At 65.5% G+C, this 25,604-nt stretch carries 26 protein-coding genes and 3 tRNA genes; 18 read left to right on the forward strand and 11 right to left on the reverse strand.

Annotation, left to right across the window (positions count from 1 at the left end; genetic code table 11):
• Nucleotides 1-447: 447 nt before the first annotated feature.
• Nucleotides 448-1,569, reverse strand: coding sequence for a glycosyltransferase (locus tag SBA_RS14685; RefSeq protein WP_261934963.1), 1,122 nt, complete (start codon nucleotides 1,567-1,569; stop codon nucleotides 448-450).
• Nucleotides 1,570-1,628: 59 nt separating this feature from the next.
• Between SBA_RS14685 and SBA_RS14690 the strand changes: the two genes are divergently transcribed.
• The 7 genes from SBA_RS14690 to SBA_RS14720 all read left to right on the forward strand — a co-directional run bounded on the left by SBA_RS14690 (nucleotide 1,629) and on the right by SBA_RS14720 (nucleotide 8,079).
• Nucleotides 1,629-2,513 carry a lysophospholipid acyltransferase family protein gene (locus SBA_RS14690; protein WP_261934964.1) on the forward strand — a complete coding sequence of 295 codons (885 nt, stop codon included), beginning with the start codon at nucleotides 1,629-1,631 and terminating at the stop codon, nucleotides 2,511-2,513.
• A 32-nt stretch (nucleotides 2,514-2,545) separates the two neighbouring features.
• Nucleotides 2,546-3,190 (forward strand): phosphoribosylanthranilate isomerase, encoded by a 645-nt coding sequence (locus tag SBA_RS14695; protein WP_224550123.1) that lies wholly within the window; start codon nucleotides 2,546-2,548, stop codon nucleotides 3,188-3,190.
• A gap of 99 nt (nucleotides 3,191-3,289) precedes the next feature.
• Complete coding sequence (gene trpB, locus SBA_RS14700; RefSeq protein ID WP_224550122.1) at nucleotides 3,290-4,546, forward strand: tryptophan synthase subunit beta; 1,257 nt, start codon at nucleotides 3,290-3,292, stop codon at nucleotides 4,544-4,546.
• A gap of 2 nt (nucleotides 4,547-4,548) precedes the next feature.
• Nucleotides 4,549-5,358 carry a tryptophan synthase subunit alpha gene (gene trpA / locus SBA_RS14705; protein ID WP_261934965.1) on the forward strand — a complete coding sequence of 270 codons (810 nt, stop codon included), beginning with the start codon at nucleotides 4,549-4,551 and terminating at the stop codon, nucleotides 5,356-5,358.
• A complete protein-coding gene (accD, locus tag SBA_RS14710; protein ID WP_224550120.1) occupies nucleotides 5,355-6,203 on the forward strand; it encodes an acetyl-CoA carboxylase, carboxyltransferase subunit beta in 849 nt (282 codons plus the stop codon). Before trpA ends, accD begins: the two co-directional genes overlap by 4 nt.
• Before the next feature lie 34 nt (nucleotides 6,204-6,237).
• Nucleotides 6,238-7,572, forward strand: coding sequence for a bifunctional folylpolyglutamate synthase/dihydrofolate synthase (locus SBA_RS14715; protein ID WP_224550119.1), 1,335 nt, complete (start codon nucleotides 6,238-6,240; stop codon nucleotides 7,570-7,572).
• Nucleotides 7,573-7,638: 66 nt separating this feature from the next.
• The gene (locus tag SBA_RS14720; RefSeq protein WP_261934966.1) at nucleotides 7,639-8,079 is read left to right on the forward strand and encodes a DUF6628 family protein; all 441 of its coding nucleotides are present in this window, start codon (nucleotides 7,639-7,641) and stop codon (nucleotides 8,077-8,079) included.
• Here the strand turns inward: SBA_RS14720 and SBA_RS14725 are convergent.
• Nucleotides 8,064-9,395, reverse strand: a complete 1,332-nt coding sequence (locus SBA_RS14725) for an AmpG family muropeptide MFS transporter (protein ID WP_261934967.1) — start codon at nucleotides 9,393-9,395, stop codon at nucleotides 8,064-8,066. The genes SBA_RS14720 and SBA_RS14725 overlap by 16 nt on opposite strands.
• Nucleotides 9,396-9,476: 81 nt before the next feature.
• Nucleotides 9,477-9,935 (reverse strand): response regulator, encoded by a 459-nt coding sequence (locus SBA_RS14730; RefSeq protein WP_261934968.1) that lies wholly within the window; start codon nucleotides 9,933-9,935, stop codon nucleotides 9,477-9,479.
• A gap of 174 nt (nucleotides 9,936-10,109) precedes the next feature.
• On the opposite strand from SBA_RS14730, the gene SBA_RS14735 reads away from it, so the two are divergent.
• Together SBA_RS14735 and rsmD are read left to right on the forward strand one after the other, a co-directional pair.
• The gene (locus SBA_RS14735; RefSeq protein WP_261934969.1) at nucleotides 10,110-11,396 is read left to right on the forward strand and encodes a pseudouridine synthase; all 1,287 of its coding nucleotides are present in this window, start codon (nucleotides 10,110-10,112) and stop codon (nucleotides 11,394-11,396) included.
• Nucleotides 11,397-11,409: 13 nt separating this feature from the next.
• Complete coding sequence (gene rsmD, locus SBA_RS14740; protein ID WP_224550115.1) at nucleotides 11,410-11,949, forward strand: 16S rRNA (guanine(966)-N(2))-methyltransferase RsmD; 540 nt, start codon at nucleotides 11,410-11,412, stop codon at nucleotides 11,947-11,949.
• 101 nt (nucleotides 11,950-12,050) lie between these two features.
• On the opposite strand, the gene SBA_RS14745 is transcribed toward rsmD, so the two are convergent.
• On the reverse strand, nucleotides 12,051-12,497 hold the full coding sequence (locus SBA_RS14745) for a globin domain-containing protein (protein WP_261934970.1): 447 nt from the start codon (nucleotides 12,495-12,497) through the stop codon (nucleotides 12,051-12,053).
• Nucleotides 12,498-12,606: 109 nt separating this feature from the next.
• On the opposite strand from SBA_RS14745, the gene SBA_RS14750 reads away from it, so the two are divergent.
• Nucleotides 12,607-13,083, forward strand: a complete 477-nt coding sequence (locus tag SBA_RS14750) for an RrF2 family transcriptional regulator (RefSeq protein WP_261936744.1) — start codon at nucleotides 12,607-12,609, stop codon at nucleotides 13,081-13,083.
• Here SBA_RS14750 and SBA_RS14755 read toward each other — a convergent pair.
• Both SBA_RS14755 and SBA_RS14760 read right to left on the reverse strand, forming a co-directional pair.
• A complete protein-coding gene (locus SBA_RS14755; protein WP_261934971.1) occupies nucleotides 13,043-13,519 on the reverse strand; it encodes a Fe-S oxidoreductase in 477 nt (158 codons plus the stop codon). The two genes, SBA_RS14750 and SBA_RS14755, sit on opposite strands and share 41 nt — an antisense overlap.
• Nucleotides 13,520-13,662: 143 nt before the next feature.
• Nucleotides 13,663-14,061 carry a GFA family protein gene (locus SBA_RS14760; RefSeq protein WP_261936745.1) on the reverse strand — a complete coding sequence of 133 codons (399 nt, stop codon included), beginning with the start codon at nucleotides 14,059-14,061 and terminating at the stop codon, nucleotides 13,663-13,665.
• 105 nt (nucleotides 14,062-14,166) lie between these two features.
• Here SBA_RS14760 and SBA_RS14765 point away from each other — a divergent pair, with 105 nt between their 5' ends.
• Entirely contained in the window at nucleotides 14,167-16,443 is a 2,277-nt protein-coding gene (locus tag SBA_RS14765) for an ATP-dependent helicase (RefSeq protein ID WP_224550111.1), read from the forward strand.
• On the opposite strand, the gene SBA_RS14770 is transcribed toward SBA_RS14765, so the two are convergent.
• The 4 genes from SBA_RS14770 to SBA_RS14785 all read right to left on the reverse strand — a co-directional run bounded on the left by SBA_RS14770 (nucleotide 16,431) and on the right by SBA_RS14785 (nucleotide 17,847).
• Complete coding sequence (locus tag SBA_RS14770) at nucleotides 16,431-16,955, reverse strand: GAF domain-containing protein (protein WP_261934972.1); 525 nt, start codon at nucleotides 16,953-16,955, stop codon at nucleotides 16,431-16,433. The genes SBA_RS14765 and SBA_RS14770 overlap by 13 nt on opposite strands.
• A 143-nt stretch (nucleotides 16,956-17,098) precedes the next feature.
• A tRNA-Ala gene (locus tag SBA_RS14775) sits at nucleotides 17,099-17,174 on the reverse strand.
• 177 nt (nucleotides 17,175-17,351) lie between these two features.
• Nucleotides 17,352-17,427 (reverse strand) — tRNA-Ala (locus tag SBA_RS14780).
• An 87-nt stretch (nucleotides 17,428-17,514) separates the two neighbouring features.
• Nucleotides 17,515-17,847, reverse strand: coding sequence for a TIGR02300 family protein (locus SBA_RS14785; protein ID WP_224550109.1), 333 nt, complete (start codon nucleotides 17,845-17,847; stop codon nucleotides 17,515-17,517).
• Between the two features lie 147 nt (nucleotides 17,848-17,994).
• On the opposite strand from SBA_RS14785, the gene aroA reads away from it, so the two are divergent.
• From aroA to SBA_RS14820, 7 genes are all read left to right on the forward strand, one after another.
• Nucleotides 17,995-19,335: a 3-phosphoshikimate 1-carboxyvinyltransferase gene (gene aroA, locus SBA_RS14790; RefSeq protein WP_390902345.1), complete on the forward strand. Its 1,341-nt coding sequence runs from the start codon at nucleotides 17,995-17,997 to the stop codon at nucleotides 19,333-19,335.
• Nucleotides 19,332-19,580: a CBU_0592 family membrane protein gene (locus SBA_RS14795; protein ID WP_224550108.1), complete on the forward strand. Its 249-nt coding sequence runs from the start codon at nucleotides 19,332-19,334 to the stop codon at nucleotides 19,578-19,580. The genes aroA and SBA_RS14795 overlap by 4 nt, the downstream gene beginning before the upstream one ends.
• Nucleotides 19,577-20,212: a (d)CMP kinase gene (gene cmk, locus SBA_RS14800; protein WP_224550107.1), complete on the forward strand. Its 636-nt coding sequence runs from the start codon at nucleotides 19,577-19,579 to the stop codon at nucleotides 20,210-20,212. The genes SBA_RS14795 and cmk overlap by 4 nt, the downstream gene beginning before the upstream one ends.
• 169 nt (nucleotides 20,213-20,381) lie before the next feature.
• The gene (rpsA, locus tag SBA_RS14805) at nucleotides 20,382-22,094 is read left to right on the forward strand and encodes a 30S ribosomal protein S1 (RefSeq protein WP_224550106.1); all 1,713 of its coding nucleotides are present in this window, start codon (nucleotides 20,382-20,384) and stop codon (nucleotides 22,092-22,094) included.
• 178 nt (nucleotides 22,095-22,272) lie between these two features.
• The gene (locus tag SBA_RS14810) at nucleotides 22,273-22,563 is read left to right on the forward strand and encodes an integration host factor subunit beta (protein ID WP_169573269.1); all 291 of its coding nucleotides are present in this window, start codon (nucleotides 22,273-22,275) and stop codon (nucleotides 22,561-22,563) included.
• A gap of 79 nt (nucleotides 22,564-22,642) precedes the next feature.
• Nucleotides 22,643-22,728: transfer RNA gene (locus SBA_RS14815), tRNA-Leu, on the forward strand.
• Between the two features lie 68 nt (nucleotides 22,729-22,796).
• Nucleotides 22,797-24,581, forward strand: a complete 1,785-nt coding sequence (locus tag SBA_RS14820; protein ID WP_224550105.1) for a cation:proton antiporter domain-containing protein — start codon at nucleotides 22,797-22,799, stop codon at nucleotides 24,579-24,581.
• On the opposite strand, the gene SBA_RS14825 is transcribed toward SBA_RS14820, so the two are convergent.
• Entirely contained in the window at nucleotides 24,578-25,522 is a 945-nt protein-coding gene (locus tag SBA_RS14825; protein ID WP_261934973.1) for a glutaminase, read from the reverse strand. The genes SBA_RS14820 and SBA_RS14825 overlap by 4 nt on opposite strands.
• Between the last annotated feature and the right edge of the window lie 82 nt (nucleotides 25,523-25,604).

The raw sequence follows: 25,604 nt of genomic DNA on the forward strand, positions 1-25,604 counted from the left end.
GGGCGGGTTTCGGCCTGTTTCGGCGCGAGTCGATCCCGCGGCGCATAAGCCTTTTCAATGGGTTGGCCGGGATATTTCCCGAACTTCTTGCATATGAGCCATGGGAAATTTTCGCCCGACAGGAAAAATCGGCGTCAGTCGAATGAGTTGACGATGAAAAGAGCCGGGCGGACTTTTATAGGGGTATGCGCCTGTAGGACAGGCTTTCATTATAGGGAGCGGCTGGCATGGGTAGAGAGCGGACGGTCAGCTTCCAGGTCGGAAGCCCGAAAAAAATGCCGTCATGCCAGCGAAGGCTGGCATCTCAGGCATGGAATACGCTGCGTAAACGGATAGCGAGCTATACGGCCACCATCCCTCTACCGCCGCATGAGATCCCAGCCTTCGCTGGAGCGACGGCTATGGGGCAAGCTGAAATGGCCATCATAGATTCCCTTCTGGACGTCATCAGCCTCTCCCCGCCCTTGCCATCCGTACGACGCGCCGGCCCGCCATCCAATAATCCCAGCCGCCCCATCTGACCCTGCGTGATGTCGCCGCCTTCAGTTGTACCGCCAGATGCGCCCATGTCACCGCGAACGGCAGGGCCATGTCCCACCATAGCGAGCGGCGGGCGATACGGGCCTGATCCGGTTCCAGCACCCGCGCCACGATCGACAGCCGCGCCAGCGCCCGGCCCCAGGCCGCGCCATAGCCGATCGCCACTGCCGGCCAGCCGCCCCAAATCAAAGCCCAGCCCCACGCCGTCGACTGGATCGCAACAGCGCCGGTCGCGAGCGCCCACATGCCAGCGCTGTTGGTGACGACATGCCGATATTGGCGCACGCCAAAGCCCAGCAGATCGGCAGCCTTCCCATCCAGCGGACTGGCCACCAACAGATCGCGCACCGGCCGCAGCCGCAGCTTGGCGCGCCATCCGGCCAGCCCGATCGTCATATCGTCCGACAGCCGCCCCGCCAGCGCCCGGCCGAGGTCGAGCCGGTCCGCGACGTCCCGCGTCATCGCCATCGCCCCGCCCCAGGGCATGGTCGCGCTGGCGAAACGGGGCAGCGTCGCCAACTGCATCTCCACCGCGCCGACCAGCGCTGCCAGGCCGCTGCCCTCCGGCAACAGCATCCGATAGCCCGTCGCGATATCCGCCTTGCCCCGCACCAGCGGGAAGAGCAGCCGCCCGACCAGCCGCGCCGGCGGCTCTATGTCGGCGTCGATGAAGACCAGATAGCGATCGTCCGGCCGCAACGCCCGCAGCGCCGCGCGCAGCTTATGGACCTTCTGGCCCTCATCCTGCGCCACCCCGGCCGCGACCACCTGCGCCCAATCGCCTTCCCGCGCCGCCAGCGCATTGGCGGCAGGGCAGTTACCCGATGTCGCCAGCAGCAAGCGGAACGGCGCGTTCTGCGCCTTCAGCCGGGCGATCAGGTCCGGCCCGCCATCCCAGTCGTCGCGGACGCTCAGGATAAGCACGACATCCGCAGGCGCTTCCTCCTGCCGGTCCTTCGGCAGGTTCCGCCAATAATTGGCGACGCCCAGCACGGTCAGCGCCTGCAATCCGAACCAGACCCACAGCATTATCACAAGCGCCTACGCCCTCTTTACCGTCATGTCCGCTGCTGTATGACGCTTGGCCGATGCTCTCCAACCCCTTTCTCTTCTTCCTGATGCGCACCCTGCCCGCGCCGGTCGCGTCCTGGCTCGGCGGCTGGCTGTCGGCCCATGTCGCGCGGCGCACCATGAAACTGCGCGATGCGCGCGCGCGCGCCAACCTGGCCCTGCTGCGTCCCGACCTGCCCGAAGCGGACCGGGAGGCGATATTGACGCGACGCTGGACGAACATCGGCCGCACCATGGCCGAACTCGCCAATATCGACCGGCTGGTGAACGACGCCCATGTGACCGTGGTCGATCAGCCGGGCTATAAGGCGGTGCTGGACGGTCCCGGCCCGATGGTGGCCTTCACCTGTCATCTCGGCAATTGGGATCTGCTCGCCGCCTATATCAAATGGTCGACCGACCGTCCGGGCCTGGGCGTCTATGAAGACCCCGAAGATCCCAAAATCGCCGCCCAGCTCAAGAAGGCGCGCTCCAGCTACATGGGCGAGGCGATCGGCGGCGGCGGCGCGGCGCGGGGCGTGCTCAAGCATTTGACCCAGAAGGACCGGGCGACGCTCTATATCCTGGCCGACGAACGGCGCGATCGGCAGGTCTGGTTCCCCACCTTCGGCCGGCCGATCGAGCCGTCGGGCAACCTGTCGATCGCGCTGCGTCTGGCACGCAAAGTCGGCGCACGCTTCCTGCCCTTCTACCTGCTGCGCACCAGCGGCCCGCATTTCGACCTCCACTGGCATCCCCCGCTCGACCCTGTGACGATGAGCGATGCCGAGATCGTCGCCGTCCTCGATCGTTTTTTGGGGGACGCCTGCATCGCCCAAGCCGACCAGTGGCTGGGCCTGCATGACATGGACCTGACCCAGGACGCTACGCCGCTGCCGCCATCGCTCCAGCCGGACATGTGACTTGGCGGCCTATCCCCGCTAAAGCCCGCTCCATGTCCCGACTCGCGATCAAGATTTGCGGCCTGTCCACGCCCGAAACGGTGGGCGCGGCAGTCAGCGCCGGGGCGAGCCATGTCGGCTTCGTCCATTTTGCCAAAAGTCCGCGCCATGTGGAGGCCGAGCAGATTCGCGGCCTCGCCGCCCACGCCCCCGCCCATATCGAAAAGGTCGCGGTCGTCGTCGATCCGACTGACGAGATGCTGGGCGAATTGGTCGGCACCGGCGCGATCACCGCGCTGCAACTGCATGGCAAGGAAAGCCCGCAGCGCGTCGCCGCCATCCGCCAGCGGTTCGGCCTGCCGGTGTGGAAAGCGATAGCGGTCAAGACCCGCGCCGATATCGACGGTGCCAGCGCCTATGCCGGTGCCGCCGACCGGCTGTTGTTCGACGCCAAGACGCCCGACGGCGCGGCCCTGCCCGGCGGCATGGGCCTGCGTTTCGACTGGACGCTGCTGCGCGGCCTGGCCGTCCCGGCGCCATGGGGGCTTTCGGGCGGGCTTGGGATCGACAATGTCCTGGAGGCGATCCGCATCACCGGCGCGCCGCTGATCGACATTTCGTCCGGCGTCGAAAGCGCGCCCGGCATCAAGAGTGTGGACAAGATCATGGCCTTCTGCAAAGCGGTTCAGCCATGTTGACGCTGAACGCCCCTGCCATGCGCATCGAAGGACGATGGCGCTGATCGCTTCTCTCAGAACCGAAGCGAACGCCCCATCTGTCCCGGAAAGACCGACATCATGACTGACACCCTATCCTTGCCCAACAGCCTGCGATCGCAGCCCGACGCCAGCGGCCATTTCGGTGCGTTCGGCGGCCGCTACGTCGCCGAAACGCTGATGCCGCTGATCCTGGAACTGGAAAAGGTCTATAAGACCGCCAAGGCCGATCCCGCCTTCGACGCCGAGTTCGCCGAACTGCTGCGCTCCTATGTCGGCCGCCCAAATCCGCTCTATTATGCCGAGCGGCTGACCGAGGCGCTGCGCGCCAAGGCGCAACCGGGCCCAAATGGAGAAAAGAGGGGCGCGAAAATCTACCTGAAGCGCGAAGAGCTGAACCATACCGGCGCGCACAAGATCAACAATTGCATCGGCCAAGCGCTGCTCGCCCGTCGCATGGGCAAGAAGAAGGTCATCGCCGAAACCGGCGCGGGCCAGCATGGCGTCGCCACCGCGACCGTCGCCGCCCTGTTCGGCATGGAATGCAAGATCTTCATGGGCGCCAAGGACGTCGAGCGGCAGAAGCCCAACGTCTTCCGCATGAAGCTGCTGGGCGCGGAAGTCATCCCGGTCCATTCGGGGTCGTCCACGCTCAAGGATTCGATGAACGACGCCCTGCGCTACTGGGTGTCGAACGTCCACGACACCTTCTACATCATCGGCACGGCCGCGGGTCCGCACCCCTATCCCGAACTGGTGCGCGACTTCCAGTCGATCATCGGCAAGGAAACCCGCGCGCAGATCATGGAGGCCGAAGGTCGCCTGCCCGACCTGCTGATCGCCCCGGTCGGCGGTGGCTCCAACGCGATCGGACTGTTCCATCCGTTCCTGGACGATCCCGACGTCGCAATGATCGGCGTGGAAGCGGCCGGCGAAGGGCTGGACAAGAAACATGCCGCCTCGCTGGCCGGGGGCGCGTCGGGCATATTGCACGGCAACCGCACCTATCTGCTCCAGGACGAGGACGGCCAGATCACCGAAGCGCACAGCATTTCCGCTGGTCTCGACTATCCCGGCATCGGCCCGGAACATAGCTGGCTGCACGAAATCGGCCGGGTCAAATATATGCCGATCAGGGATGACGAGGCGCTGACCAGTTTCCAGACGCTCAGCAAACTGGAAGGCATCATCCCCGCGCTCGAATCCGCCCACGCCGTTGCGGCCGCCGAGCAGGTCGCGCCGACGCTGGACGCGGACAAGATCATCGTCGTCAACCTTTCCGGCCGGGGGGACAAGGATATCTTCACCGTCGCCGATGCGCTGGGAGTGGAGATGTGACTATGGATCGCCTCTCCACCCGCTTCGCCGCCTGCAAGGCGCAGGGCCGCGCCGCGCTCATCACCTTCGTGACCGCCGGTGATCCCGACGTCGGCGCGACCCCCGCCATCCTCGAGGCGCTGGTCGCAGGGGGGGCTGACATCATCGAGCTGGGCATGCCCTTCACCGACCCGATGGCCGATGGCCCGGCGATCGAACTGGCGAACCTGCGCAGCCTGGGGTCGGGCACGAAGACGAAGCACATCTTCGCCCTCGCCGCCGATTTCCGGGCGCGCCACCCCGATACGCCCTTGGTGCTGATGGGCTATGCCAATCCGATGCTGATCCGCGGCGCCGACTGGTTCGCCGAACAGTGCAAGGCGGCCGGCGTCGATGGCGTCATTTGCGTCGATATTCCGCCGGAAGAAGATGCCGAGATCGGCCCCGCCCTGCGCGCGGCCGGCGTTCACTTGATCCGCCTCGCCACCCCCACGACCGACGCGGCGCGCCTGCCCGCAGTGCTCGATGGCGCCAGCGGCTTCCTCTACCATGTCTCGGTCGCGGGCATCACCGGCAAGCAGTCGGCGGCACAGGCCAATATCGAGATCGCCGTCAACAAGCTGAAGGCCGCCACCAAGCTGCCGATCGCCGTCGGGTTCGGCGTGCGCGGACCGGAACAGGCCGCCGCCATCGGCCGGATCGCCGACGGCGTGGTCGTCGGCTCCGCCATCGTCGATATCATCGGGTCGCATGGCGATGCCGCCGCGCCCTTCGTCCAGGACTTTGTCGCCACGCTGCGCGACGCCCTTCATATTCGGGAGACCGCCGCATGAGCTGGATCAACCGCGTTCGTAACGCCCTGCCTTTCACCAAGAAGGAAAGCACCGCCGAAACGCTGTGGCACAAATGCCCGTCTTGCCACGAGATGATCTTCATCAAGGAATGGGAAGAGAATCTGTCGGTCTGCCCACGGTGCGACCATCATGGCCGCATCGGTCCGTCGGAACGGTTCGAACAGATATTGGACGCCGGCTTCATCCTGCTGCCGACGCCGCAAGTGCAGGAAGATCCGCTCAAATTCCGTGATAGCAAGCGCTATCCCGACCGGATCAAGGCCGCCCGCGCGGCGACCGGGGACCAGGACGCCCTCATCAACGCGCGAGGCGCGATCGATGATGTGCCGCTGGTGATGGGCGTACAAAATTTCGCCTTCATGGGCGGGTCCATGGGCATGGGCGTGGGCGCGGCCTTCATCCAGGGCGTCAACGATGCGATCGCCCATAAATGCCCCTATGTCATCTTCACCGCCGCCGGCGGCGCACGGATGCAGGAGGGTATTCTCTCCCTGATGCAGATGCCGCGCGCGACCGTGGCGATCCAGAAGCTGCATGCCGCGGGCCTGCCCTATATCGTCGTGCTGACCGATCCGACCACCGGCGGCGTGACGGCCAGCTACGCCATGCTGGGCGATATCCAGATGTCCGAACCCAATGCGCTGATCGGCTTCGCGGGCCAGCGCGTGATCGAAAGCACGATCCGCGAAAAGCTGCCCGAAGGCTTCCAGCGCGCCGAATATCTGCTGGACCATGGCATGATCGACATGGTCGTCCATCGCGGCGAACTGCGCGACACGCTGGCGCGTGTGATCGGCTATCTGACGCCCCGCGCGGCGGATTGAACCAGCGCTCGCGCTAAAGGGGAACGGGCGCGCCATGGCTGACCATGCGGTTTCGGACGATGCACAAGTGCAGGCGCAACTCGACCGGCTCTGGTCGCTCTCGCCCGGCGCGGACATATTGGGGCTGGAACGCATCACCCGGTTGCTGGAGCGGCTGGGCGATCCGCACCGCGCCCTGCCCCCCGTCTTCCATGTCGCGGGCACCAACGGCAAGGGATCGACTTGCGCCTTCCTGCGCGCCGCGATGGAGGCGGACGGCAAGACCGTCCATGTTTTCACCTCCCCCCATCTGGTGCGCTTCAACGAACGCATCCGCGTGTCGGGCCAGCTCATTTCCGACGCGCTGCTCGCGCGTTATCTTGAACGGGTTCTCGATATCGCGGAAGGCGTCAACGCCAGCTTCTTCGAGGTAACGACGGCCGCCGCCTTCCTGGCTTTCGCCGAACATCCTGCGGACGCCTGCATCATCGAAGTGGGCCTGGGCGGCCGGCTCGACGCGACCAATGTCATCGTCGACCCGGCGGTATGCGGCATCGCCCAGCTCGGCATCGACCATCAGGCCTTTCTCGGCGACACGCTGGCCCAGATCGCCGCCGAAAAGGCCGGCATCGCCAAGGCCGGCGCAGCGCTGGTGACGCAGCGCTACGCCGAATCGCTCTTCCCCGTCATCATGGACGCGGCCGCGAAGGCGCCCACGCGCTGGATCGGACAGGGCGACGCCTGGGACGCCGCCGTCTATCGCGACCGGCTGCATTATCGCGACGAACAGGGGCGGCTGGAAACGCCACTGCCGCGCCTGGCCGGGGCGCATCAGGTCCAGAATGCCGCGCTCGCTTTCGCCATGCTACGCCATCAGGACGCGGTGCCCTTGTCCGAGGCCGCGCTCAAGGCCGCGCCGCTCTGGGCGCATTGGCCGGCGCGATTGCAGCGACTGGACCGGGGGCCATTGTTGGACGCCCTGCCGCAGGACGCCACCGCCTGGCTCGATGGCGGGCATAATGCCGGCGCGGGCGAGGCGATCGGCGCCTTCTTCACCACAGACCGGCTGGAGGGGCACAAGCTCCATCTCGTCATCGGCATGTTGGCGAACAAGGAAGTGGACGCCTTCCTCGCCCCCTTCGCGGGCAAGATCGCGCATATCCATGCGCTCCCGGTGCCGGGCCACGACCATCATCCGGCCGATCGCTTCACGGCCATCGCCGCCAAATGGGGCATCGGTTGCACCGCCCATGATGACGCGCGCCAGGCCATCGCTGCAATTGCCGCAGAGTGCGCGGCTTCCGGCGACGACGCGCCCAAGCTGCTGATCGGCGGTTCGCTCTATCTGGCCGGCGAAATTTTGCGACTGAACGAGCAATTGCCCGACTGAATAGACTTGCGACTGACTCGCAATAGCGTAGGATGAGCCTCTGACCTATGCAGAAGGCGCGATTCTATGGCTTATGGAGAGACTTCCCCCCTCGACCTGCCCCGGCCCATTCCGGGCGGCTATGGCAATCGCCTCTTCCTGTTCGTGATGCGCCGGATGGCCACCGCTGGGGTCAATGATGCCCACGCCGCCAATGCGATGCTAGGCGCGTTCGGCCGGAGCTATCGCCGCCCGCTGGTGCTGATGCGCGCGATGATGCTGGAACTGGCCCGCGCGTCGAGCCGCAAGATCCTGGTCGCCCCCTGTTGCTGCGCGCGCATGACCGCCGACGAGGCGCTGATGATGCAGGCGACGGGCGACGCGCTGCGCGATCCCAACGCCGCCTTTGGGCAGGTGAGCGCCTTGCTGGGCAACGATCATGCGCTGGGCGCCCTCACCTGCCTGCAAGCGGTAGCGCAGGCGCATAACGACCTGGGCCGGCCGCTGGACCTCTACGCGGCGGGCTGATCGCCGGGGTCGGCCGTCGCGGCGGTGCCCACGCTGGCGTCGATCAGGCCGGCGCGCATCATCAGCCAGAAGAGCAGGATGCCCGGCACCGCGAGCGCGGTCGTGAGCAGATAGAAATCGACATAGCCGAAGCGCTCGATCAGGCCGCCCGCAGTCGTGCCGGTCAGGAAGCGCCCGACGATGCTCGCCGCCGCCGAGATCAGCGCATATTGGGCGGCGGTGAAACGCAGGTCGCACAGGGCCGAGAAATAGGCGACGACCGCCACGCCACCGATCCCACTGGCGAAATTCTCGAATCCGATCGCCCCGGCCATGCCCCAATTGCTCTTTCCTGCGGCAGCGAGCGCCGCAAAACTGACATTGGATACGGCCATGAGGATCAAGCTGATCAGCACCGACCGCTTCAGACCAAGCCGCGCATAAAGGATGCCGCCAACGAAGATGCCGCCGAGCAAGGCCCAGAAACCGACGCCCACGTCATAGAGAGCGATTTCGTCATTGGTGTAGCCGAGATCGTTGAACAAAAGCCGAAAGGTGAGGTTCGCTAGCGTATCGCCAATCTTGTGCACGACGATGAACAGAAGAACCAGTAGCGCGCCTTTGCGCTGGAAGAAATCAACAAACGGCCCGATCACCGCCTGCACCAATTCGCCACCATTTTTTTTGCGGGCGGAGATTTCACGATGCCGTTCCGGTTCACCGACGATCAGCGCAGCCAGCATCGCAGGCAAAGCGAACAGCGCGCAGACGAGATAAGCGATCGTCCAGTTCCAATGCGAAGCGACTACCAAACCCAGCGCCCCTGCCGCCGCTGCGCCGATCCGCCAACCATATTGCGACATACCGGCGCCGATGCCCAATTGCTCGGGCTTCAATATCTCTATGCGATAACCGTCGATGACGATGTCGAATGTCGCGCCTGCGATCCCTAGCAGAACAGCGGCTAGCACCGTTCCGCCGATATCCGCGGAGGGATCGACGAAGGCGAGGTTGGCCACTGCCGCCATCACCAGTACGCCAGCCAATAGCATCCACGATACGCGCTGGCCCAGCCTGCCGATGACGGGAATATGGACGCCCTCCACCATCCAGGCCCAAAGCCATTTGAGATTATAAGCCAAGAGGACAAGGCTGAAAGCCGTAACACTTTTCTTATCGATGCCATCCTGCGCAAGACGCGAAGCCAGATTGGCTCCGATCATCGCGAACGGGAAACCCGACGAAATGCCCAGGCACAGTGCCGCCAGCGGCGCCTTTTCGACATAGGGTTTCACGGCGTCGAGCCAGCTGCTGCGGCCCTCTATGGCGTCGGTCATTTTGGCGTGCGTCCCCGGTGGCGTCGAATTGCGCGCCACCATATGGCCTGATCGCCGCCAGGCAAGCGTCCTGTGCGCCGATCAGCCCGCGGGCGCGAACAGGCTGAGCCCCGGCGGCAGCTTGGGCCGCCTTGCGCCGCGCAACTGCGCATCGACGACGCCGATCGCCGCGACCAGATCGCGCGGCGCATAGGGCTTGGCTAGGCAGCCCACCGCCAGAGCGCGCGCCTCCATCGGGCAGCGGGCGGTGACGAACAGGACCGGCAGGCCCAGCGCTCCAGCGTGACGGGCGACGTCGATGCCGGTCTTCTCGCCATGCAGGGCGACGTCTGCGATCACCAAGTCCACGCCGCCGCCGTCCATAACCCGCACCGCATGGTCATGATCGTCCACCGTCGCCGCTATCCGGTAGCCCGCCTGCTCCAGCGCATGTTCGTTATCGAAGGCGACCAGCGCCTCATCCTCCACCACCAGCACGGTGCGGATCGCCTTACGGCGCGACAGGTGCGCGCCTCCCTCTTTCACCAGCCCGAAAAACATTTGCCGATCCGCCCTGATTCCGCCATGCACCCGATGAAACGCCGCGCCCCCGCACCGGGTTGCCTGCTGGGAGGCATAGCCCCCTCGCCCAAGCGCCGGAGCGGCACATTTCAGCCTGTTGCTGGCTTTGCACCCATATGGGAAGTGCCAGTGCCCATGAAAAGGAACCCGCCCTTGGAACCGCCGAAAAAATCAGGACCGCCCCGCAGGGCAGGACCAGGCGGCCCGAAACGTCCCGCCGGCCCCGGCCGGAGCGGGTCTGGCGGGCGTCCCGGCGCGCCCACTGGACGCGGCGCGGCACCGCGACAGGGGGATGGGCGACAGGGGGATGGGCGACAGGATGACGGGCGGCGGAGCGAGGGCCGCCGGGGCGACGCCAAGCCGCGTTTCGAGAAGAAGGACGATAGCCGGACGGATCGGCCGAGCGGCGGCAGGACTCGCCCCGATCGGGCCAAGGCCGACGGCGCACCATCGCGACCTGCACGCAGCGCGGGGCCACGCGACACCATCGACAAGCCGCGCTCCCCCCGCAACGAAGGCGAACGGACTGATCGTCCCCGGACGGATCGGGGCCGGCCTGATCGCGCCCGACCCGATCGTGCAGGGGGCGATGCGCCCCGTTTCGGCGCGGCCAAATCCTATCCGCCGCGCAAGCCGCGGGCCAAGGGCGCTGCGCCGGTCCATGCCGCCAATCCGCACCCGGCCCGCGCCGCGGCGGCGAGCGACGGCAAGGGCGAGCCGCAGCGCATCGCCAAGCTGCTGGCCCGCGCCGGGGTCGCTTCCCGCCGCGAAATCGAGCGGATGATCGAGGAAGGGCGCGTTTCCAAGGACGGCGTGGTGATCGATACGCCCGCGACGCTGCTGACATCGCTGCATGGCGTGACCGTCGATGAGGTGGCGATCGCGGCGCCCGCGCCGATGCGCCTGTTCCTGTTCCACAAGCCCACCGGCTTCCTGACCACCGAGCGCGATCCGGCGGGGCGGCCGACCATCTATGACCGGCTGCCGCCGGACCTGCCGCGGCTGATGCCGATCGGCCGGCTGGACATGAACACCGAAGGCCTGCTGCTGATGACCACCGATGGTGGTTTCAAGCGCGAGATGGAACTGCCCGCGACCGGCGTGCCGCGCACCTATCGCGCCCGCGCCTTTGGCGAGGTGAGCCAGCAGCAGTTGGAGGATCTGTTCGACGGGCTGGAGATCGATGGCATCCGCTATGGCGCGATCGAGGCCAATCTGGAGCGGCGCACCGGGCGCAACCAGTGGATCGAGATGACCCTGACCGAAGGCAAAAACCGCGAAGTCCGCCGCGTGCTTGAACATCTGGACCTGAAGGTCAACCGGCTGATCCGCACCAGCTATGGCCCGTTCCATCTGGGCGAATTGCCGGTCGGCGCGGTCGAGGAGGTGCGGCAGCATGATCTGGTGCTGTTCCGCAAGAGCCTGAAGGCCATGGTATAAGGATTATCTGGGCATGAGGATCATTTCGGGCCAATGGCGCGGCCGGCCGCTGACCGCGCCCAAGGGCGACGCCACCCGGCCGACGGCGGACCGGACGCGCGAGGCGCTGTTTTCGATGCTCACCAGCCGGCTGGGATCGTTCGAGGGGCTGGCCGTAGGCGATTTCTTCGCCGGATCGGGCGCGCTGGGCTTTGAGGCGCTGTCGCGCGGCGCGGCGTCCTGCCTGTTCGTCGAGCAGGACAAGCCGGCGCTGGACGCCATCCGCGCCAATGGCGACCGGCTGGGCATCCGTCCCGACATCCGGCCATCCAGCGTGCTGTCGTTGGGGTCCGCGGCCAGGCCGCTCGACCTCATCTTCATGGACCCGCCCTATGGCACCGGCGCAGGCCAGGTAGCGCTCGACAAGCTGGGGCGGCTGGGATGGACCAACGCCGCAAGTTGGATCAGCATCGAAACCGACAGGCGCGAAGATGTGGTCGTCAAGGGCTTCGCCATCGACACGGTGCGCGACATCGGCAAGGCGCGGATCACGCTGTTGCGAATGGAAGACTGACGAACGGGCCTGACCCGCCTCCGCTTGATTCGAGCATGGCGAGAAACGCCGTCAGGGCGCCTGACCGCTGCCTGGCTTTGCGCGAATCCAACGGACTGAAATCAAGCCGAGGCGGCGTAGGCTTCAGCCTCCTGCGCGATCAATATGTCGGCCAGAAACTGATAGGCTTCGCCCCAGGCGGCCAGCACGACGTCGGTGGCGACATCTTCGCCCAGCACCTCGCGGATGGCGGGGAGCAGCGCAGCCGCGACCTTGGGATAATGTTCGGGCTTCACGCCGGTATCGACATGGCGCGCCACCATGCGCGACACCGCGCCGCCCAGTGCCTCCAGCCGGTCGATATTCTCCGCATAGCCAAGGATCGCCGCAGCCAGCCGCCTGGGCTGCTCGCCGCTATCCTGCGCCGCCTGGTCGAACATCGCCTTCACTTCGGCATCCTGGAACAGGCGGGCATACATGGCGGTGGTGATCGCCACGCCGTGCTGGCGCAGCGCCGGGCCGGTGGATTTGACGATGGCGATGGTGCGCGGAGACAGCGAGTTGGACATCTGATTGACCTTTTTGTCGAGTCGATAAGATGTATTTAATTTACGTCTTTAAAGGAGTAAATAGAATATATGTTTGAAGCGCGACACCGCACCGGTATCGGATGACGCCATGCAATTGACCCGTCACACCGACTATGCGTTGCGCGTGCTGATCCACCTCGCCGTCGCGCCGACCGGATGGGCAACCATTCCAGAGATTGCCGACGCCTATGGGCTGTCGCGCAACCATCTGATGAAGGTGGTGCACCATCTCGCGCAGGGCGGCTTCATTACCACCCGGCGCGGGCGCGGCGGAGGCTTCGCGCTGGCGGAGGCCCCCGGAGAGACGCGCATCGGCGCGGTGGTCCGGTATAGCGAGCCGGACATGAAAATGGCGGACTGCGCAAACTGCGCGATCCGCCGGGCTTGTGGCCTGACCGCCATATTGGCGGAAGCCACTGTCGCCTTCATGGCCGTGCTCGACGCATACAGCCTGGCCGATGCGGCACGGGACCGAGCCGGGCTGGCGGCGTTGATCGCCGCCCTGCCCGTCCCGGCATCGGCGGTCAGCGACGCTTGCGCATCTTCCCGGCCTCGCCCGGATTGACGCAACTGTCCTGCACCGTGCGGGAACAGCGCGGATAGTCCTTCGCCTCTGTCGGCGGCGGGGTCATGTTGCCGCCGACCGTCACCGGGTTGGCGGAAGAGCCGACCGGAGCGGCCGGGTCTTTGGGTACGCCAGCAGGCGCAGGAACCATGCCGGGGTCCGCCGGCACCGCGCCGGTCGGCTGGCCGGCATTGGGATCGCCCTGTGGCGGCGTTGCAGGCATGGCGGGAGTTGCCGGCGCGGCAGGCGCTGGCGGGGTCGCCATACCTGCATCGCCGGGCGTGGCTGGCGTCGCCGGGGCTGCGGGTTCGGACGGCGGCGTCATGGCGTCACCGGGCGGCTGGCTGCTGGGCGCGGGCGTATCCTGCGCCACGGCCGCGGCGCCCAAAGTGGAGAAGCTCAGCATCGCAACGCCGGCCAGCATGATGGATTTCATCGGGATCATCCTTTCCTATGTTCTTCGACCCGCAGGTCGCCCGCTTCTCGGACGGGCGGACAAAGAACCGGCTTCAGGACATCCCCGTTCCGCCATGACGGCCGAACGTGGCATAGGTGCGACCAGATGAACGGCGTCGGGGGTCAGGGGCCGTCGGGGTAGCGATCATATTTGGGCAGTTCGTGCGCCGTCGCCATCCATGGCACGGCGTCGGCCATCTGCACATGCCCCTCCGGCGGAAGGGCCGCGGCGTCGTCCAGCGTGGCGCTCTGAATATCGATGGCGCCGGGAAAAACCACAGGATTGGTGTAGAAAAGGCCGGTGCCGCAGGTGCCGCAGAAATGCCGGGTCGCATTGTCGGACGACTGGTAGCGGACCGGATCGCCGGTGATCGTCACGGCGTCCTCCGGGAACAGCGCCCAGCCCACCATCGGCGCGCCGGCGCTGGCGCGGCAGTCGCTGCAATGACAAATGGCGCTATAAGCCGGCTCGCCGGTCGCTTCATAGCGTATCGCCCCACATTGGCATCGTCCCGTCACCATCGGCTTGCTCCCTTGCATGATTCGCCTTTTGTTCTCATAGAAGCCCTGTCACCGCAAGAGGCGCGCCCCTTGCCCCCGATCCACCCCATGCCTAGTTGTCCAGCCATGACAGTCCCTACCCCCTCCCCCAATGACCCGCCCTATCTCGACGGGCTCAATCCGCCCCAGCGGGAGGCTGTGCTGACGACCGAGGGGCCGGTGCTGGTGCTGGCGGGTGCGGGCACCGGCAAGACGGCGGCGCTGACCGCGCGGTTGGCGCATCTGATCGGCACGCGGCGGGCCTGGCCGTCCGAGATCCTGGCCGTGACCTTCACCAACAAGGCCGCGCGCGAGATGCGGGCGCGCGTCGGGCGGATGATCGGCGACGCGGTAGAGGGGATGCCCTGGCTCGGCACTTTCCATGCGATCGCGGCGAAGATGCTGCGCCGTCATGCCGAACTGGTCGGACTGCAATCCAATTTCACCATCCTCGATACCGACGATCAGTTGCGGCTGCTCAAGCAGCTCATCCAGGCGGAGGGGGTCGACGAGAAGCGCTGGCCCGCACGGCAACTGGCCGGGCTGATCGACCAGTGGAAGAATAAGGGATGGACCCCGGAGGATGTCGGCGCGGGCGAGGCGGAAGGCTATGCCCATGGCAAGGGGCAGACGCTCTATGCCGCCTATCAGGCCCGGCTTCGTGCGGTAAATGCCTGTGATTTCGGAGACTTGCTGCTGCATGTTCTGACGATATTGAAGAAGCATCGCGACGTGCTGGAGCAATATCAGGAACGTTTCCGTTACATCATGGTGGACGAATATCAGGACACCAACTCCAGCCAGTATCTCTGGCTGCGGCTGCTGGCCCAGACGCGCAAGAATATCTGCTGCGTCGGCGACGACGACCAGTCCATCTATTCATGGCGCGGCGCAGAGGTCGCCAATATCCTGCGGTTCGAAAAGGATTTTCCCGGCGCGACCATCATCCGGCTGGAGCAGAATTATCGCTCCACGCCCCACATACTGGGCGCCGCATCAGGGGTGATCGCCGAAAATGGCAACCGCCTGGGCAAGACATTGTGGACCGATATCGACGTGGGCGAAAAGGTGCAGGTCGTCGGCGTATGGGACGGGCCGGAGGAAGCGCGGCGCGTAGGCGAGGAGATAGAGGCGATCGAACGCAGCGGCGGATCGCTGGACGAGGTCGCGATCCTGGTGCGCGCCCAGCACCAGACCCGCGAGTTCGAGGACCGTTTCATCCAGATCGGCCTGCCCTATCGCATCGTCGGCGGCTTTCGCTTTTACGAGCGCGCGGAAATTCGCGATGCGCTGGCCTATCTGCGCCTCGTCAATCAACCGGCCGACGATCTGGCGTTCGAGCGGATCGTCAATGTGCCCAAGCGCGGGCTGGGCGACAAGGCGGTGGAGAAATTGCACCGACTGGCGCGGGCGGAGGGGATACCGCTGGCGCTGGCGGCGGCGCGCATCCTCGACACCGACGAATTGACGCCGCAGGCGCGGCGGTCGCTGGGCAGTTTCATCGGCGATCTGGCGCGCTGGCGCGACCGGGCGACGCAACTGCCCCATGCCGAACTGGCGCGGCAGATATTGGACGAGAGCGGCTACACCGCGATGCTACAGGCCGAACGTACGACCGAGAGCGCCGGGCGGCTGGAGAATCTGTCCGAACTGGCCCGCGCGATGGAGGAATATGAGACGCTGGGCGCGTTCCTGGAGCATGTCAGCCTCGTCATGGACAATGAGGCGCAGGCGGAGTCCGCCAAGATCACGATCATGACCATCCATGCCGCCAAGGGGCTGGAGTATGACACTACATTCCTGGTGGGGTGGGAGGAAGGCGTCTTCCCGTCGCAGCGCGCGCTGGACGAGGGCGGCCTCAACAGTCTGGAGGAGGAGCGCCGGCTCGCCTATGTCGCGATCACGCGCGCACGCAAGCGCTGCACCATCATCCATGCCGCCAATCGCCGCATCTATGGCCAGTGGACCAGCAGCATCCCGTCGCGTTTCGTCGGGGAGTTGCCGCCCGAACATGTCGAATCGGAAAGCAGCATGAGCGGTGGCGCATCGCTGTGGCGCGCCAACTGGTCGGAACGCGACGACCCCTTCGCCAATGTCGCGCGGGGCAGCGGTCGGGGTCCGGGCTGGCAGCGCGCGCAGACGAGCGGCCAGTTCAGCCGGGAGCCGGTGCGGATCGTGGAGGCGCGGTCATCGGCCGTATCTCTGGGCAACAAGGGTCGCGACGACATGCGCGTGGGCCTGCGCATATTCCACCAGAAGTTCGGCTATGGCACCGTGGCGGAAATCGAGGGCAACAAGCTGGAGATCGATTTCGAGACGGCCGGCCGCAAGCGGGTGATGGACAGCTTCGTTCAGCCCGCCTGAGGGCGCGGGGCGTCCGTCGTCGCGCCGGCAGCCATGAGGTGCGGCAGGAGGCGGGCTGACAGGAGAGCGCTCACGTCGCGCACGCAATCTTCGATAATCGCAATCGTCGCGGCCCCGCTCACCAGCCGCGGCATGGGATCGATCGCGCAGAGCGTGCCATAAAAGCTGCCGTCCGCCAGTATGACCGGGAAGGACACATAGCTTTTGATGCCATAGAAGATCGGCACGGGATGCTTCCGCCAGGCGATGTCGGCATCGACATGGTCGATGACCACATAATTTTCGGTCTGGCGGATTTCGTTGCAGATCGTCATCTGCACGTCCAACTCGGCGCCGGGCTCAAGGCCGAAGGCGATCTTGTCGAGCACCTGGCAGGCGATCCAGCGATCTTCGGTCACGTGCGCAACAGCGGCAAAGCCCATATGCGTCACGTCGCACAAGCGCGTCAGGATGGCGCGGATCGCGTCGTCGTCGCCCAGTTCGGCGGCCTGGATGGCCAATTCGTCCTTCATGCCGCAGCAATGGCAGGAAAGCGTCGCTTTGGCGAGTCTGGAGCGCAATGAACGCGTAAAATCCTGCGTCCCGAACATGTTTGGCGATGGGGAGAAAAGCCGCTGGGCACCATCTTCACCGACGGCTTCCTCTTCGACGACATTGGTGGAGCCTAGCGGGATCGAACCGCTGACCTCCTGCATGCCATGCAGGCGCTCTCCCAGCTGAGCTAAGGCCCCATCATGCGCGGCCGGGCCGCAATCATATGGTCAGGCCATGTCCGGCAATGCCGTCGGCCAACTATATTTCCTGGCAAGTTGCAAGCGCCGCCCCTCCCGCAGGATAGGGCGCCCCTCGCTTGCGCTCAGGCATTTTTCGGGAAAATGTCCCCCGGACATTTTCTTGTTCCGAAAAATTGGTGGAGCCTAGCGGGATCGAACCGCTGACCTCCTGCATGCCATGCAGGCGCTCTCCCAGCTGAGCTAAGGCCCCGTCACCAGTGAAGCGCCGTTGGGTCCGGCGCCTCGGAGGTCGCTGCCATTAGGTGGCGGCAATCTCCTTGGCAAGAACAAATTTCAGTTAATTGTCGTCGCTGTCGTCATCGCTCGCCGCATCGACGCCGAGATCGTCGTCACCACCCAGATCGACGTCATTGTCCGGCGAATCGCCATCGTCATCGACGTCGATGTCCAGATCGTCGTCGGCCGTTTCCAGCTCGCCGTCGGCGGTCTCGATCACCTTCTTGGGCGCCGCTTCCTCATAAGGCAGCGGCTGCTTCGACTTCAGCACCGGCTCTGGTTCCCAGGCGCTGCCGCAATTGATGCAGGTTACCGGATCATCCTTGCCCAGGTCGTAGAAGCGAGTCGCGCATTTCGGGCAGGTCCGTTTCGTGCCCCATTCAGCCTTCACCATGTCCGGCCTGTTCCTTCTTAGATGCTCAAATAGAAATTCACGCGGCACAACAGACGTTGCCCGCGAAACGTCGGGCGCCTTGCCATAGCGGAACCGCGCTGTCAAAAGCCGGGCGCATTTTTTCGGTTCCAGGACAATGGATACCCCGTGACCCAAATTGAAGACCAGCCCACCCCCATGACCTTCACCGCCGCGCCGTCGCTGGCGGGCAGCGTGACCGTGCCGGGCGACAAGAGCATTTCCCACCGATCGCTGATGCTGTCGGCCCTGGCCATCGGGCACAGCCGGGTCGAAGGCCTGCTGGAAGGCGAGGACGTGCTGTCCACGGCCGCCGCGATGCGGGCGATGGGCGCGACCATAGAGCGCGATGCCGATGGCGTGTGGCACATTCATGGCGTGGGCGTGGGCGGACTGCTCCAGCCTGACGTCGCGCTCGACATGGGCAATAGCGGCACATCGACGCGCCTGCTGATGGGCCTGCTCGCCAGCCATGACCTGACGGCGACGTTCGTGGGCGACGCGTCCCTGAGCAAGCGCCCGATGGCGCGGGTCACCGAGCCGCTGGCGCGCATGGGGGCGAGCTTCACGACCAGCCCCGGCGACCGTCTGCCGCTGACGATGAAGGGCGCCTGCCCGGCCGTACCGCTCGACTATCGCCTTCCCGTCGCATCGGCGCAGGTCAAATCGGCGATCCTGCTCGCCGGCCTCAACACGCCTGGCATCACCCGCGTCGTCGAGCCGATCCCGACCCGCGACCATAGCGAGCGGATGCTCAAGGGCTTCGGCGCCGAACTGAACGTCGAGGTGGAGGCAGACGGCACGCGGATCATCACCTTGGTCGGCGAGGCGGAGTTGCAGCCGCAGCAGATCGTGGTGCCCGGCGACCCCTCCTCCGCCGCCTTCCCCATGGTCGCCGCGCTGCTGGTGCCCGGATCGCAGGTGACAATCGCCAATGTCGGACTGAATGCGACGCGCGCCGGCCTCATCGACCTGCTGCGCGAGATGGGCGGCGACATCGAGGTCATCAACGCCCGCGACGTCGGCGGCGAGCCGGTCGGCGACCTCATCGTCACGGCGTCGGCGCTCAAGGGTGTCGAGCCGGACCCGGCGCGCGCGCCCAGCATGATCGACGAATATCCGGTCGCTTTCATCGCCGCCGCGCTGGCGCAGGGGCGCAGCGTGTTTCGCGGGCTGGACGAACTGCGCGTCAAGGAATCGGACCGCATCGCCACCATGGCGGCCGGGCTGCGGGCGATCGGTGTGAGCATCGAGGAACTGGAGGATGGCATCATCATCGAAGGCAGCGGCGGTGCGCCTCTGACTGGTGGCGGGCCGATCGCGACGAAACTGGACCATCGGATCGCGATGAGCTTCGCCATTGCCGGACTGGTGTCGAAAGACGGCGTGACCATCGACGATATGCGCCCGGTCGCCACCAGCTTCCCGACCTTCGTGCCGCTGTTGGCCCAATTGGGAGCCATCGCATGACGTTCGACCTTGCCAACGTCATCGGGTTGATGGGCAGCGCGCTGATGGTTGTCGCCTATGCCTATAGCAATATGGCCAAAACCCTGAATTTCGTCATTTTCAACGCGATGAACCTGGTCGGCGCACTGCTGCTTATCTGGTCGTTGACCGTTCATTTCAATCTGGCGTCCATGGCGCTGGAGGTCGTGTGGGCCGCGATCGCCCTGCTGGGGCTGGGCAATGCGCTGAAAGGGAAGAAGCGATGATCATCGCCGTCGACGGACCCGCCGCATCGGGCAAGGGCACCATCGCCAAGGCGCTGGGCCGCCATTACGGCCTGCCCGTGCTGGACACCGGCCTGCTCTATCGCGCGGTCGGCCTGTCCGTGCTGAAGGCGGGCGGCGACCCGGATGTGGAAGCCGATGCGTTGGCCGCCGCCGGATTCGAGGACGCGATCCTGGCCGATCCGGCGCTGCGCAGCGAAGCGGTCGGCTCCCTCGCCTCGCGCGTGTCGGTGCATCAGAGCGTACGTGACGCCCTCGTCCAGCGGCAACGCGATTTCGCGACCCAGCCGGGCGGCGCCATCCTGGACGGGCGCGACATCGGCACGGTCATCGCACCCGACGCCGACGCCAAGATTTTCGTGACGGCCAGCGTCCATGTGCGTGCCGAGCGCCGCTACAAGGACGCGCTCAGCCATGGCGGGCACCCGGACATGGATAGCCTGATCGCCGACATCCAGGCCCGCGACACGCGCGACATGAGCCGCGACCATGCCCCGCTCAAGGTCGCGCAAGGCGCAGACTTGCTAGATACGAGCGATTTGACTATAGACGCGGCCGTCCAGCGGGCGATCGCGCTTGTGGACGCCCAGCTTGAAGGTCGCTCCAGAAGTTGACCCGTCAAGGCGCGCGGTTGTTCCGGGCGCCCTTTTCGCTTTTCAAGAATGCGCGTTCCCAAGCTCCTAACTCGCGGGATATGTTCAGGATATTCGGTCCTGAACATGCTTTGGCCAAAGACCATCGGACACAACCGATTGGCCAGCAATGATGAGTGAAGGACCAACCATGGCCTCTACGGCATTTCCCTCGCGCGACGATTTCGCCGCGCTTCTCAATGATTCTCTCGGTGGCGAAGACGGCGGTTTCGAAGGGCGCGTCGTCAAGGGCACCGTTACCGCCATCGAAAACGACCTGGCCGTCATCGACGTCGGCCTGAAGTCCGAAGGCCGCGTGCCGCTGCGCGAATTCGCCGCGCCGGGCCAGAAGGCTGACCTGAAGGTCGGCGACGAAGTCGAAGTCTACGTCGACCGCGTCGAAAACGCCCATGGCGAAGCCATGCTGTCGCGCGACCGCGCTCGCCGTGAAGCCGCCTGGGACAAGCTGGAAGCCGAGTTCACCGAAAGCGCGCGCGTCGAAGGCGTCATCTTCGGCCGCGTCAAGGGTGGCTTCACCGTCGACCTGGACGGCGCCGTGGCGTTCCTGCCCGGTTCGCAGGTCGATATCCGCCCGGTGCGCGACGTCACCCCGCTGATGGACATTCCGCAGCCCTTCCAGATCCTCAAGATGGATCGTCGCCGCGGCAATATCGTCGTGTCGCGTCGCGCCATCCTGGAAGAAACCCGCGCCGAACAGCGCAGCGGCCTGATCCAAACGCTGGCCGAAGGCCAGATCATCGAAGGCGTCGTCAAGAACATCACCGACTATGGTGCGTTCGTTGACCTGGGCGGCATCGATGGCCTGCTGCACGTCACCGACCTGTCGTACAAGCGCATCAACCACCCCAATGAGATGATCAACATCGGCGACACCGTCCGTGTCCAGATCATCCGCATCAACCGCGACACGCAGCGCATCAGCCTCGGCATGAAGCAGCTGGAAAGCGATCCGTGGGAAGGCGCCGCCGCCAAGTATCCGATCGGCGCCAAGCTGTCGGGCCGCGTCACGAACATCACCGAATATGGTGCGTTCGTCGAGCTGGAGCCGGGCATCGAAGGCCTGGTCCATGTGTCGGAAATGTCCTGGACCAAGAAGAACGTCCACCCCGGCAAGATCGTTTCGACCAGCCAGGAAGTCGAAGTTCTGGTCCTCGAAGTCGATCCCGAGAAGCGCCGCATCTCGCTCGGCCTCAAGCAGGCCCAGTCGAACCCGTGGGACAGCTTCGCAGAGCGTCACCCGATCGGTTCGACCGTCGAAGGCGAAGTCAAGAATGCGACCGAGTTCGGCCTGTTCATCGGCCTAGACGGCGACGTCGACGGCATGGTCCACATGTCCGACATCGCCTGGGGCATTTCGGGCGAAGACGCGCTGGCGCTGCACCGCAAGGGTGAGGCCGTTCAGGCCGTCGTTCTCGACATCGACGTCGAGAAGGAGCGCATCAGCCTGGGCATGAAGCAGCTTGAGCGTGGCGGCCCGGCCGCTGGCGGCACCGCTGCTGCGGCTGCCGGCCTCAACAAGAACGCGATCGTCACCGTGACCGTTCTGGAAGTCCGCGACGGCGGCCTGGAAGTCCAGGCTGGCGAAGACGGCGCCGCCGGCTTCATCAAGCGCAGCGACCTGGGTCGCGACCGCGACGAGCAGCGTTCGGAACGCTTCCAGATCGGCCAGAAGTTCGACGCCATGGTGACCGGTTTCGACCGCGCCAAGAAGCCGACCTTCTCGGTCAAGGCGATGCAGATCGCCGAAGAGAAGCAGGCAGTCGCACAATATGGTTCGTCCGACAGTGGCGCGTCGCTGGGCGACATCCTCGGCGAAGCGCTCAAGGCGAAGACCGAAGGCTGAACCTTCCTGTCCTTCGACAAATGAAAAGCCCGCCGGACCCATGTCCGGCGGGCTTTTTCATGTCCGTGATGCCATCGTCCTTTTGGAAACGTAACGATCTTGATGTTGCCCGATTGTCAACGCCTTGCGGAACCTCTATGCAGAACATGGGGCACGGCAGAGGGGCGCTGGAGAACCAATGATCCGTTCGGAACTGATCCAGAAGCTGGCCGAGGAAAATCCGGGGCTCAGCCTGCCGGAAGTGGAAAAGATCGTCGATCTCTTCTTCAGGGAAATTGTCGACCGGCTTTCCACCGGCGGCCGCGTGGAATTGCGCGGATTCGGTGCTTTCACAACCCGCGCCCGCGATGCGCGCACCGGGCGCAATCCCCGCACCGGCGAGCAGGTGCCGGTATCCGCCAAGCGGGTGCCCTATTTCAAGCCGGGCAAGGAAATGCGCGAACGGCTTAACGGCAAGGACGACGCCTGAGTCGATCCATCGTGTCGATCCATGGCTTGACCTGCCGCGCGCCAGCCGTCAGGGGATGCCCTGCCCAGCGGCATGATGGGCGGACGTGGCGAAATCGGTAGACGCAGCGGACTTAAAATCCGCCTTCCCCTGGAAATGCGGGTTCAAGTCCCGCCGTCCGCACCATCATCGACAATGTGCTTTTTTCGACCAAAAGGCTGGATATTGCGACCCGTTGCCGCAATGATGCCGCCATGGCCGGTGCAATCAATCCCAATAGTTTCAGCGACTCCCTCGTCATCCTGGGGGCGGCGGGACTCGTCATTCCCGGTTTCGCGCGGCTTCGCATCAGTCCGGTGATCGGCTTCATTCTGGTCGGCCTCGCGGTCGGACCGGCGGGTCTGGGATCGCTGGTCGGCCAATATCCCTGGCTATACCATGTCACCATATCCAATGGCGCGGCGATCGAGCCATTCGCCGAGCTGGGCGTCATATTATTGCTCTTTTCGATCGGCCTGGAACTGAGTTTCCGGCGATTATGGACGATGCGCGCGCAGGTCTTCGGGGTCGGTGCGACCGAATTGATCGGCGGCGCGCTGCTGATCGCGACGGGCCTGTACCTGTTGGGACAGCCGACCGCCGGGGCGATCGGCCTGGGCCTCGCACTGGCTTTGTCCTCCACGGCAGTCGTGCTGCCGATGGTCGGCACGCAGAGCGCGGTCGGACGCGCCGCCTTCTCCATGCTGCTGTTCGAGGATCTGGCGCTGGTGCCGATCATCTTCATGCTGGGCGCGCTGGCCCCTTCCGTGGCCGCAAGTCCCGACGGCGCGTGGAGCGAAATGGCCAACACGCTGATGAAGGGCGGCATCACCATCGCCGTGATGCTGGTGCTGGGCCGCCTTGTCCTGCCGCACATCTTCAGCCAGGCGGCACGCACGAAGAGTCCCGAAGTGTTCCTGGCGGCGAGCCTGCTGGTCGTGATCGTCTCCAGCCTCGCCACCTCGATCGCGGGGCTGTCGCCGATCGTCGGCGCGCTGCTGGCGGGCATATTGATCGCCGAAACCGACTATCATAGCGAGGTCGAGGTAATGACCGCCCCGTTCAAGGGGCTGGCGCTGGGCGTGTTCCTCATCACCGTGGGCATGAGCCTGGACATCCGCGTGATCCTGGCCAACTGGCCCAGCCTGCTGCTCGCCGTGCTGGGCGTGGTGCTGGCCAAGACGCTGGTGACGTCGGCGCTGCTCTATCTGTCGGGCGTGCGCAAGGGCGTGGCGCTGGAGGTCGGGGTGCTGATGTCCAGCCCGTCGGAAACCACGCTGATCGTGCTGTCGACCGCCGCGGCTGCGCAATTGATCCTGCCGTCCACCGCTGCCTTCTGGCAGATCGTGACCGCCATTGGCCTCACCATCACGCCGCTGCTGGCGCGGATCGGCCATGACGTCGCCCGGCGGCTGGAAATGGCGCTGGGCGAGGAGCGGATCGAAGCGACCGAGGACCATATCGAGGCGGCAGCGGTCGTCATCGGTTTCGGCCGCGTGGGCCGCATGGTGTGCGACCTGCTCAAGGCGCACAAGCAGCGTTTCGTCGTCGTCGAATCGGACCCCGATGTGGTCGCGGAGGCGCGGCGGCTGGGCTATCCGATCCTGTTCGGCGACGTCGCGCGGGTGGAGATGCTCGACCGGCTGCGGCTGGGCCATGCCCGCGCGCTGATCCTGACGATGGACGACCCGGTCCTTTCGGTGCGCGTCACCAAGCGGGTGCGCGGATGGGTGCCGGACCTGCCAATCATCGCCCGTGCGCGCGATACCGATCATGCCGCCCAACTCTACAAGGCGGGGGCGAGCGATGCGGTGCCCGAGACGCTGGAAAGCTCGCTGCAACTGGCCGAGACGGCGCTGGTCGACCTTGGCGTCGCCATGGGGCCGGTGATCGCATCGATCCACCAGACCCGCGAGGATCTGCGCGTCGGGATCAAGGAGGCGGCGCAGATGGCGACCGCACCCAAGCTGCGGCGGTTGCGGCCGGACGAGGTAGGCTAATCGCCCTCTTCGGGCGGGCTGAAAACCGACCAGCCGGTGCGGCGCGCCAATAGCTCCAGCGCCTGGGTGCCCAGGCAACTGTTGCCGCTGTCGTTGAGGCCCGGCGACCAGACCGCGATCGAGGCACGGCCCGGCACGATGGCGAGAATCCCGCCTCCTACGCCCGACTTGCCAGGTATGCCGACGCGAAAGGCGAAATCGCCCGAGGCGTCATAATGGCCGCAGGTCAGCATCAGCGCGTTGATGCGCCGGGCGCGGCTGGGCGACACCACCCTGCCCCCGTCGGGATGCCGGCCATCGAGCATCAGATAGCGGCCGGCGAGCGCCAGTTGGCGGCAGCTCATCTCGATCGCGCATTGATGGAAATAGGTGCCGAGCACCAGATCGACCGGATGTCGGACATTGGCGAAGGCGCGCATATAGTTGGCGAGCGCCATGTTGCGATAGCCGGTGGCGGTTTCGGACGCCGCGACATCCTCGTTGATGGCGACGCTGTCGTCGCCGGTCAGGTAGCGCACGAAACGCAGCATCTCGCCGATAGCGACGCGCGGCTGGTGCCCGCCCAGATTGACGTCGGCGACGACGATCGCGCCGGCGTTGATGAAGGGGTTGCGGGGAATGCCCTGCTCCTGCTCCAACTGGACGATGGAGTTGAAGGCATTGCCCGACGGTTCCCGCCCGACCCGGTCCCAAAGCTGGTCGCCGACCTTGCCCAGCGCCAGGGTCAGCGCGAACACCTTGGACACGGATTGAATCGAAAAGCCGGTGTCCGAATCGCCGCCCGTCAGCAGGCGGCCGTCCGCTGTCGCGATGGCGATGCCGAACTGCGCAGGATCGACCTTGGCGAGTTCGGGAATGTAGCTGGCGACCGTACCGCGATCTTCGGCGGCGGCCATATGCGCCACGATTTCGTCGAGGATCGCCGTCAGATCAGGGGACATGACGGCACCGGAACTTCACGAAGGTCTTGCTGATGACATATCGCTAATTTCTGCCGCAAAAATCCCGCCCCTTCCGCTGCGC

Origin of the sequence: Sphingomonas bisphenolicum, from assembly GCF_024349785.1 — a bacterium.
GTDB classification, from domain to species: Bacteria; Pseudomonadota; Alphaproteobacteria; order Sphingomonadales; family Sphingomonadaceae; genus Sphingobium; species Sphingobium bisphenolicum.

Excerpts from the sequence above, each read along its gene's own strand:
- SBA_RS14685 (WP_261934963.1), bottom strand. The coding sequence starts at position 1,569 with ATGCTGTGGGTCTGGTTCGGATTGCAGGCGCTGACCGTGCTGGGCGTC.
- SBA_RS14690 (WP_261934964.1), top strand. The coding sequence starts at position 1,629 with ATGCTCTCCAACCCCTTTCTCTTCTTCCTGATGCGCACCCTGCCCGCG.
- SBA_RS14695 (WP_224550123.1), top strand. The coding sequence starts at position 2,546 with ATGTCCCGACTCGCGATCAAGATTTGCGGCCTGTCCACGCCCGAAACG.
- trpB (WP_224550122.1), top strand. The coding sequence starts at position 3,290 with ATGACTGACACCCTATCCTTGCCCAACAGCCTGCGATCGCAGCCCGAC.
- trpA (WP_261934965.1), top strand. The coding sequence starts at position 4,549 with ATGGATCGCCTCTCCACCCGCTTCGCCGCCTGCAAGGCGCAGGGCCGC.
- accD (WP_224550120.1), top strand. The coding sequence starts at position 5,355 with ATGAGCTGGATCAACCGCGTTCGTAACGCCCTGCCTTTCACCAAGAAG.
- SBA_RS14715 (WP_224550119.1), top strand. The coding sequence starts at position 6,238 with ATGGCTGACCATGCGGTTTCGGACGATGCACAAGTGCAGGCGCAACTC.
- SBA_RS14720 (WP_261934966.1), top strand. The coding sequence starts at position 7,639 with ATGGCTTATGGAGAGACTTCCCCCCTCGACCTGCCCCGGCCCATTCCG.
- SBA_RS14725 (WP_261934967.1), bottom strand. The coding sequence starts at position 9,395 with ATGACCGACGCCATAGAGGGCCGCAGCAGCTGGCTCGACGCCGTGAAA.
- SBA_RS14730 (WP_261934968.1), bottom strand. The coding sequence starts at position 9,935 with ATGTTTTTCGGGCTGGTGAAAGAGGGAGGCGCGCACCTGTCGCGCCGT.
- rsmD (WP_224550115.1), top strand. The coding sequence starts at position 11,410 with ATGAGGATCATTTCGGGCCAATGGCGCGGCCGGCCGCTGACCGCGCCC.
- SBA_RS14745 (WP_261934970.1), bottom strand. The coding sequence starts at position 12,497 with ATGTCCAACTCGCTGTCTCCGCGCACCATCGCCATCGTCAAATCCACC.
- SBA_RS14750 (WP_261936744.1), top strand. The coding sequence starts at position 12,607 with ATGCAATTGACCCGTCACACCGACTATGCGTTGCGCGTGCTGATCCAC.
- SBA_RS14755 (WP_261934971.1), bottom strand. The coding sequence starts at position 13,519 with ATGAAATCCATCATGCTGGCCGGCGTTGCGATGCTGAGCTTCTCCACT.
- SBA_RS14760 (WP_261936745.1), bottom strand. The coding sequence starts at position 14,061 with ATGGTGACGGGACGATGCCAATGTGGGGCGATACGCTATGAAGCGACC.
- SBA_RS14765 (WP_224550111.1), top strand. The coding sequence starts at position 14,167 with ATGACAGTCCCTACCCCCTCCCCCAATGACCCGCCCTATCTCGACGGG.
- SBA_RS14770 (WP_261934972.1), bottom strand. The coding sequence starts at position 16,955 with ATGAAGGACGAATTGGCCATCCAGGCCGCCGAACTGGGCGACGACGAC.
- SBA_RS14785 (WP_224550109.1), bottom strand. The coding sequence starts at position 17,847 with ATGGTGAAGGCTGAATGGGGCACGAAACGGACCTGCCCGAAATGCGCG.
- SBA_RS14795 (WP_224550108.1), top strand. The coding sequence starts at position 19,332 with ATGACGTTCGACCTTGCCAACGTCATCGGGTTGATGGGCAGCGCGCTG.
- cmk (WP_224550107.1), top strand. The coding sequence starts at position 19,577 with ATGATCATCGCCGTCGACGGACCCGCCGCATCGGGCAAGGGCACCATC.
- rpsA (WP_224550106.1), top strand. The coding sequence starts at position 20,382 with ATGGCCTCTACGGCATTTCCCTCGCGCGACGATTTCGCCGCGCTTCTC.
- SBA_RS14810 (WP_169573269.1), top strand. The coding sequence starts at position 22,273 with ATGATCCGTTCGGAACTGATCCAGAAGCTGGCCGAGGAAAATCCGGGG.
- SBA_RS14820 (WP_224550105.1), top strand. The coding sequence starts at position 22,797 with ATGGCCGGTGCAATCAATCCCAATAGTTTCAGCGACTCCCTCGTCATC.
- SBA_RS14825 (WP_261934973.1), bottom strand. The coding sequence starts at position 25,522 with ATGTCCCCTGATCTGACGGCGATCCTCGACGAAATCGTGGCGCATATG.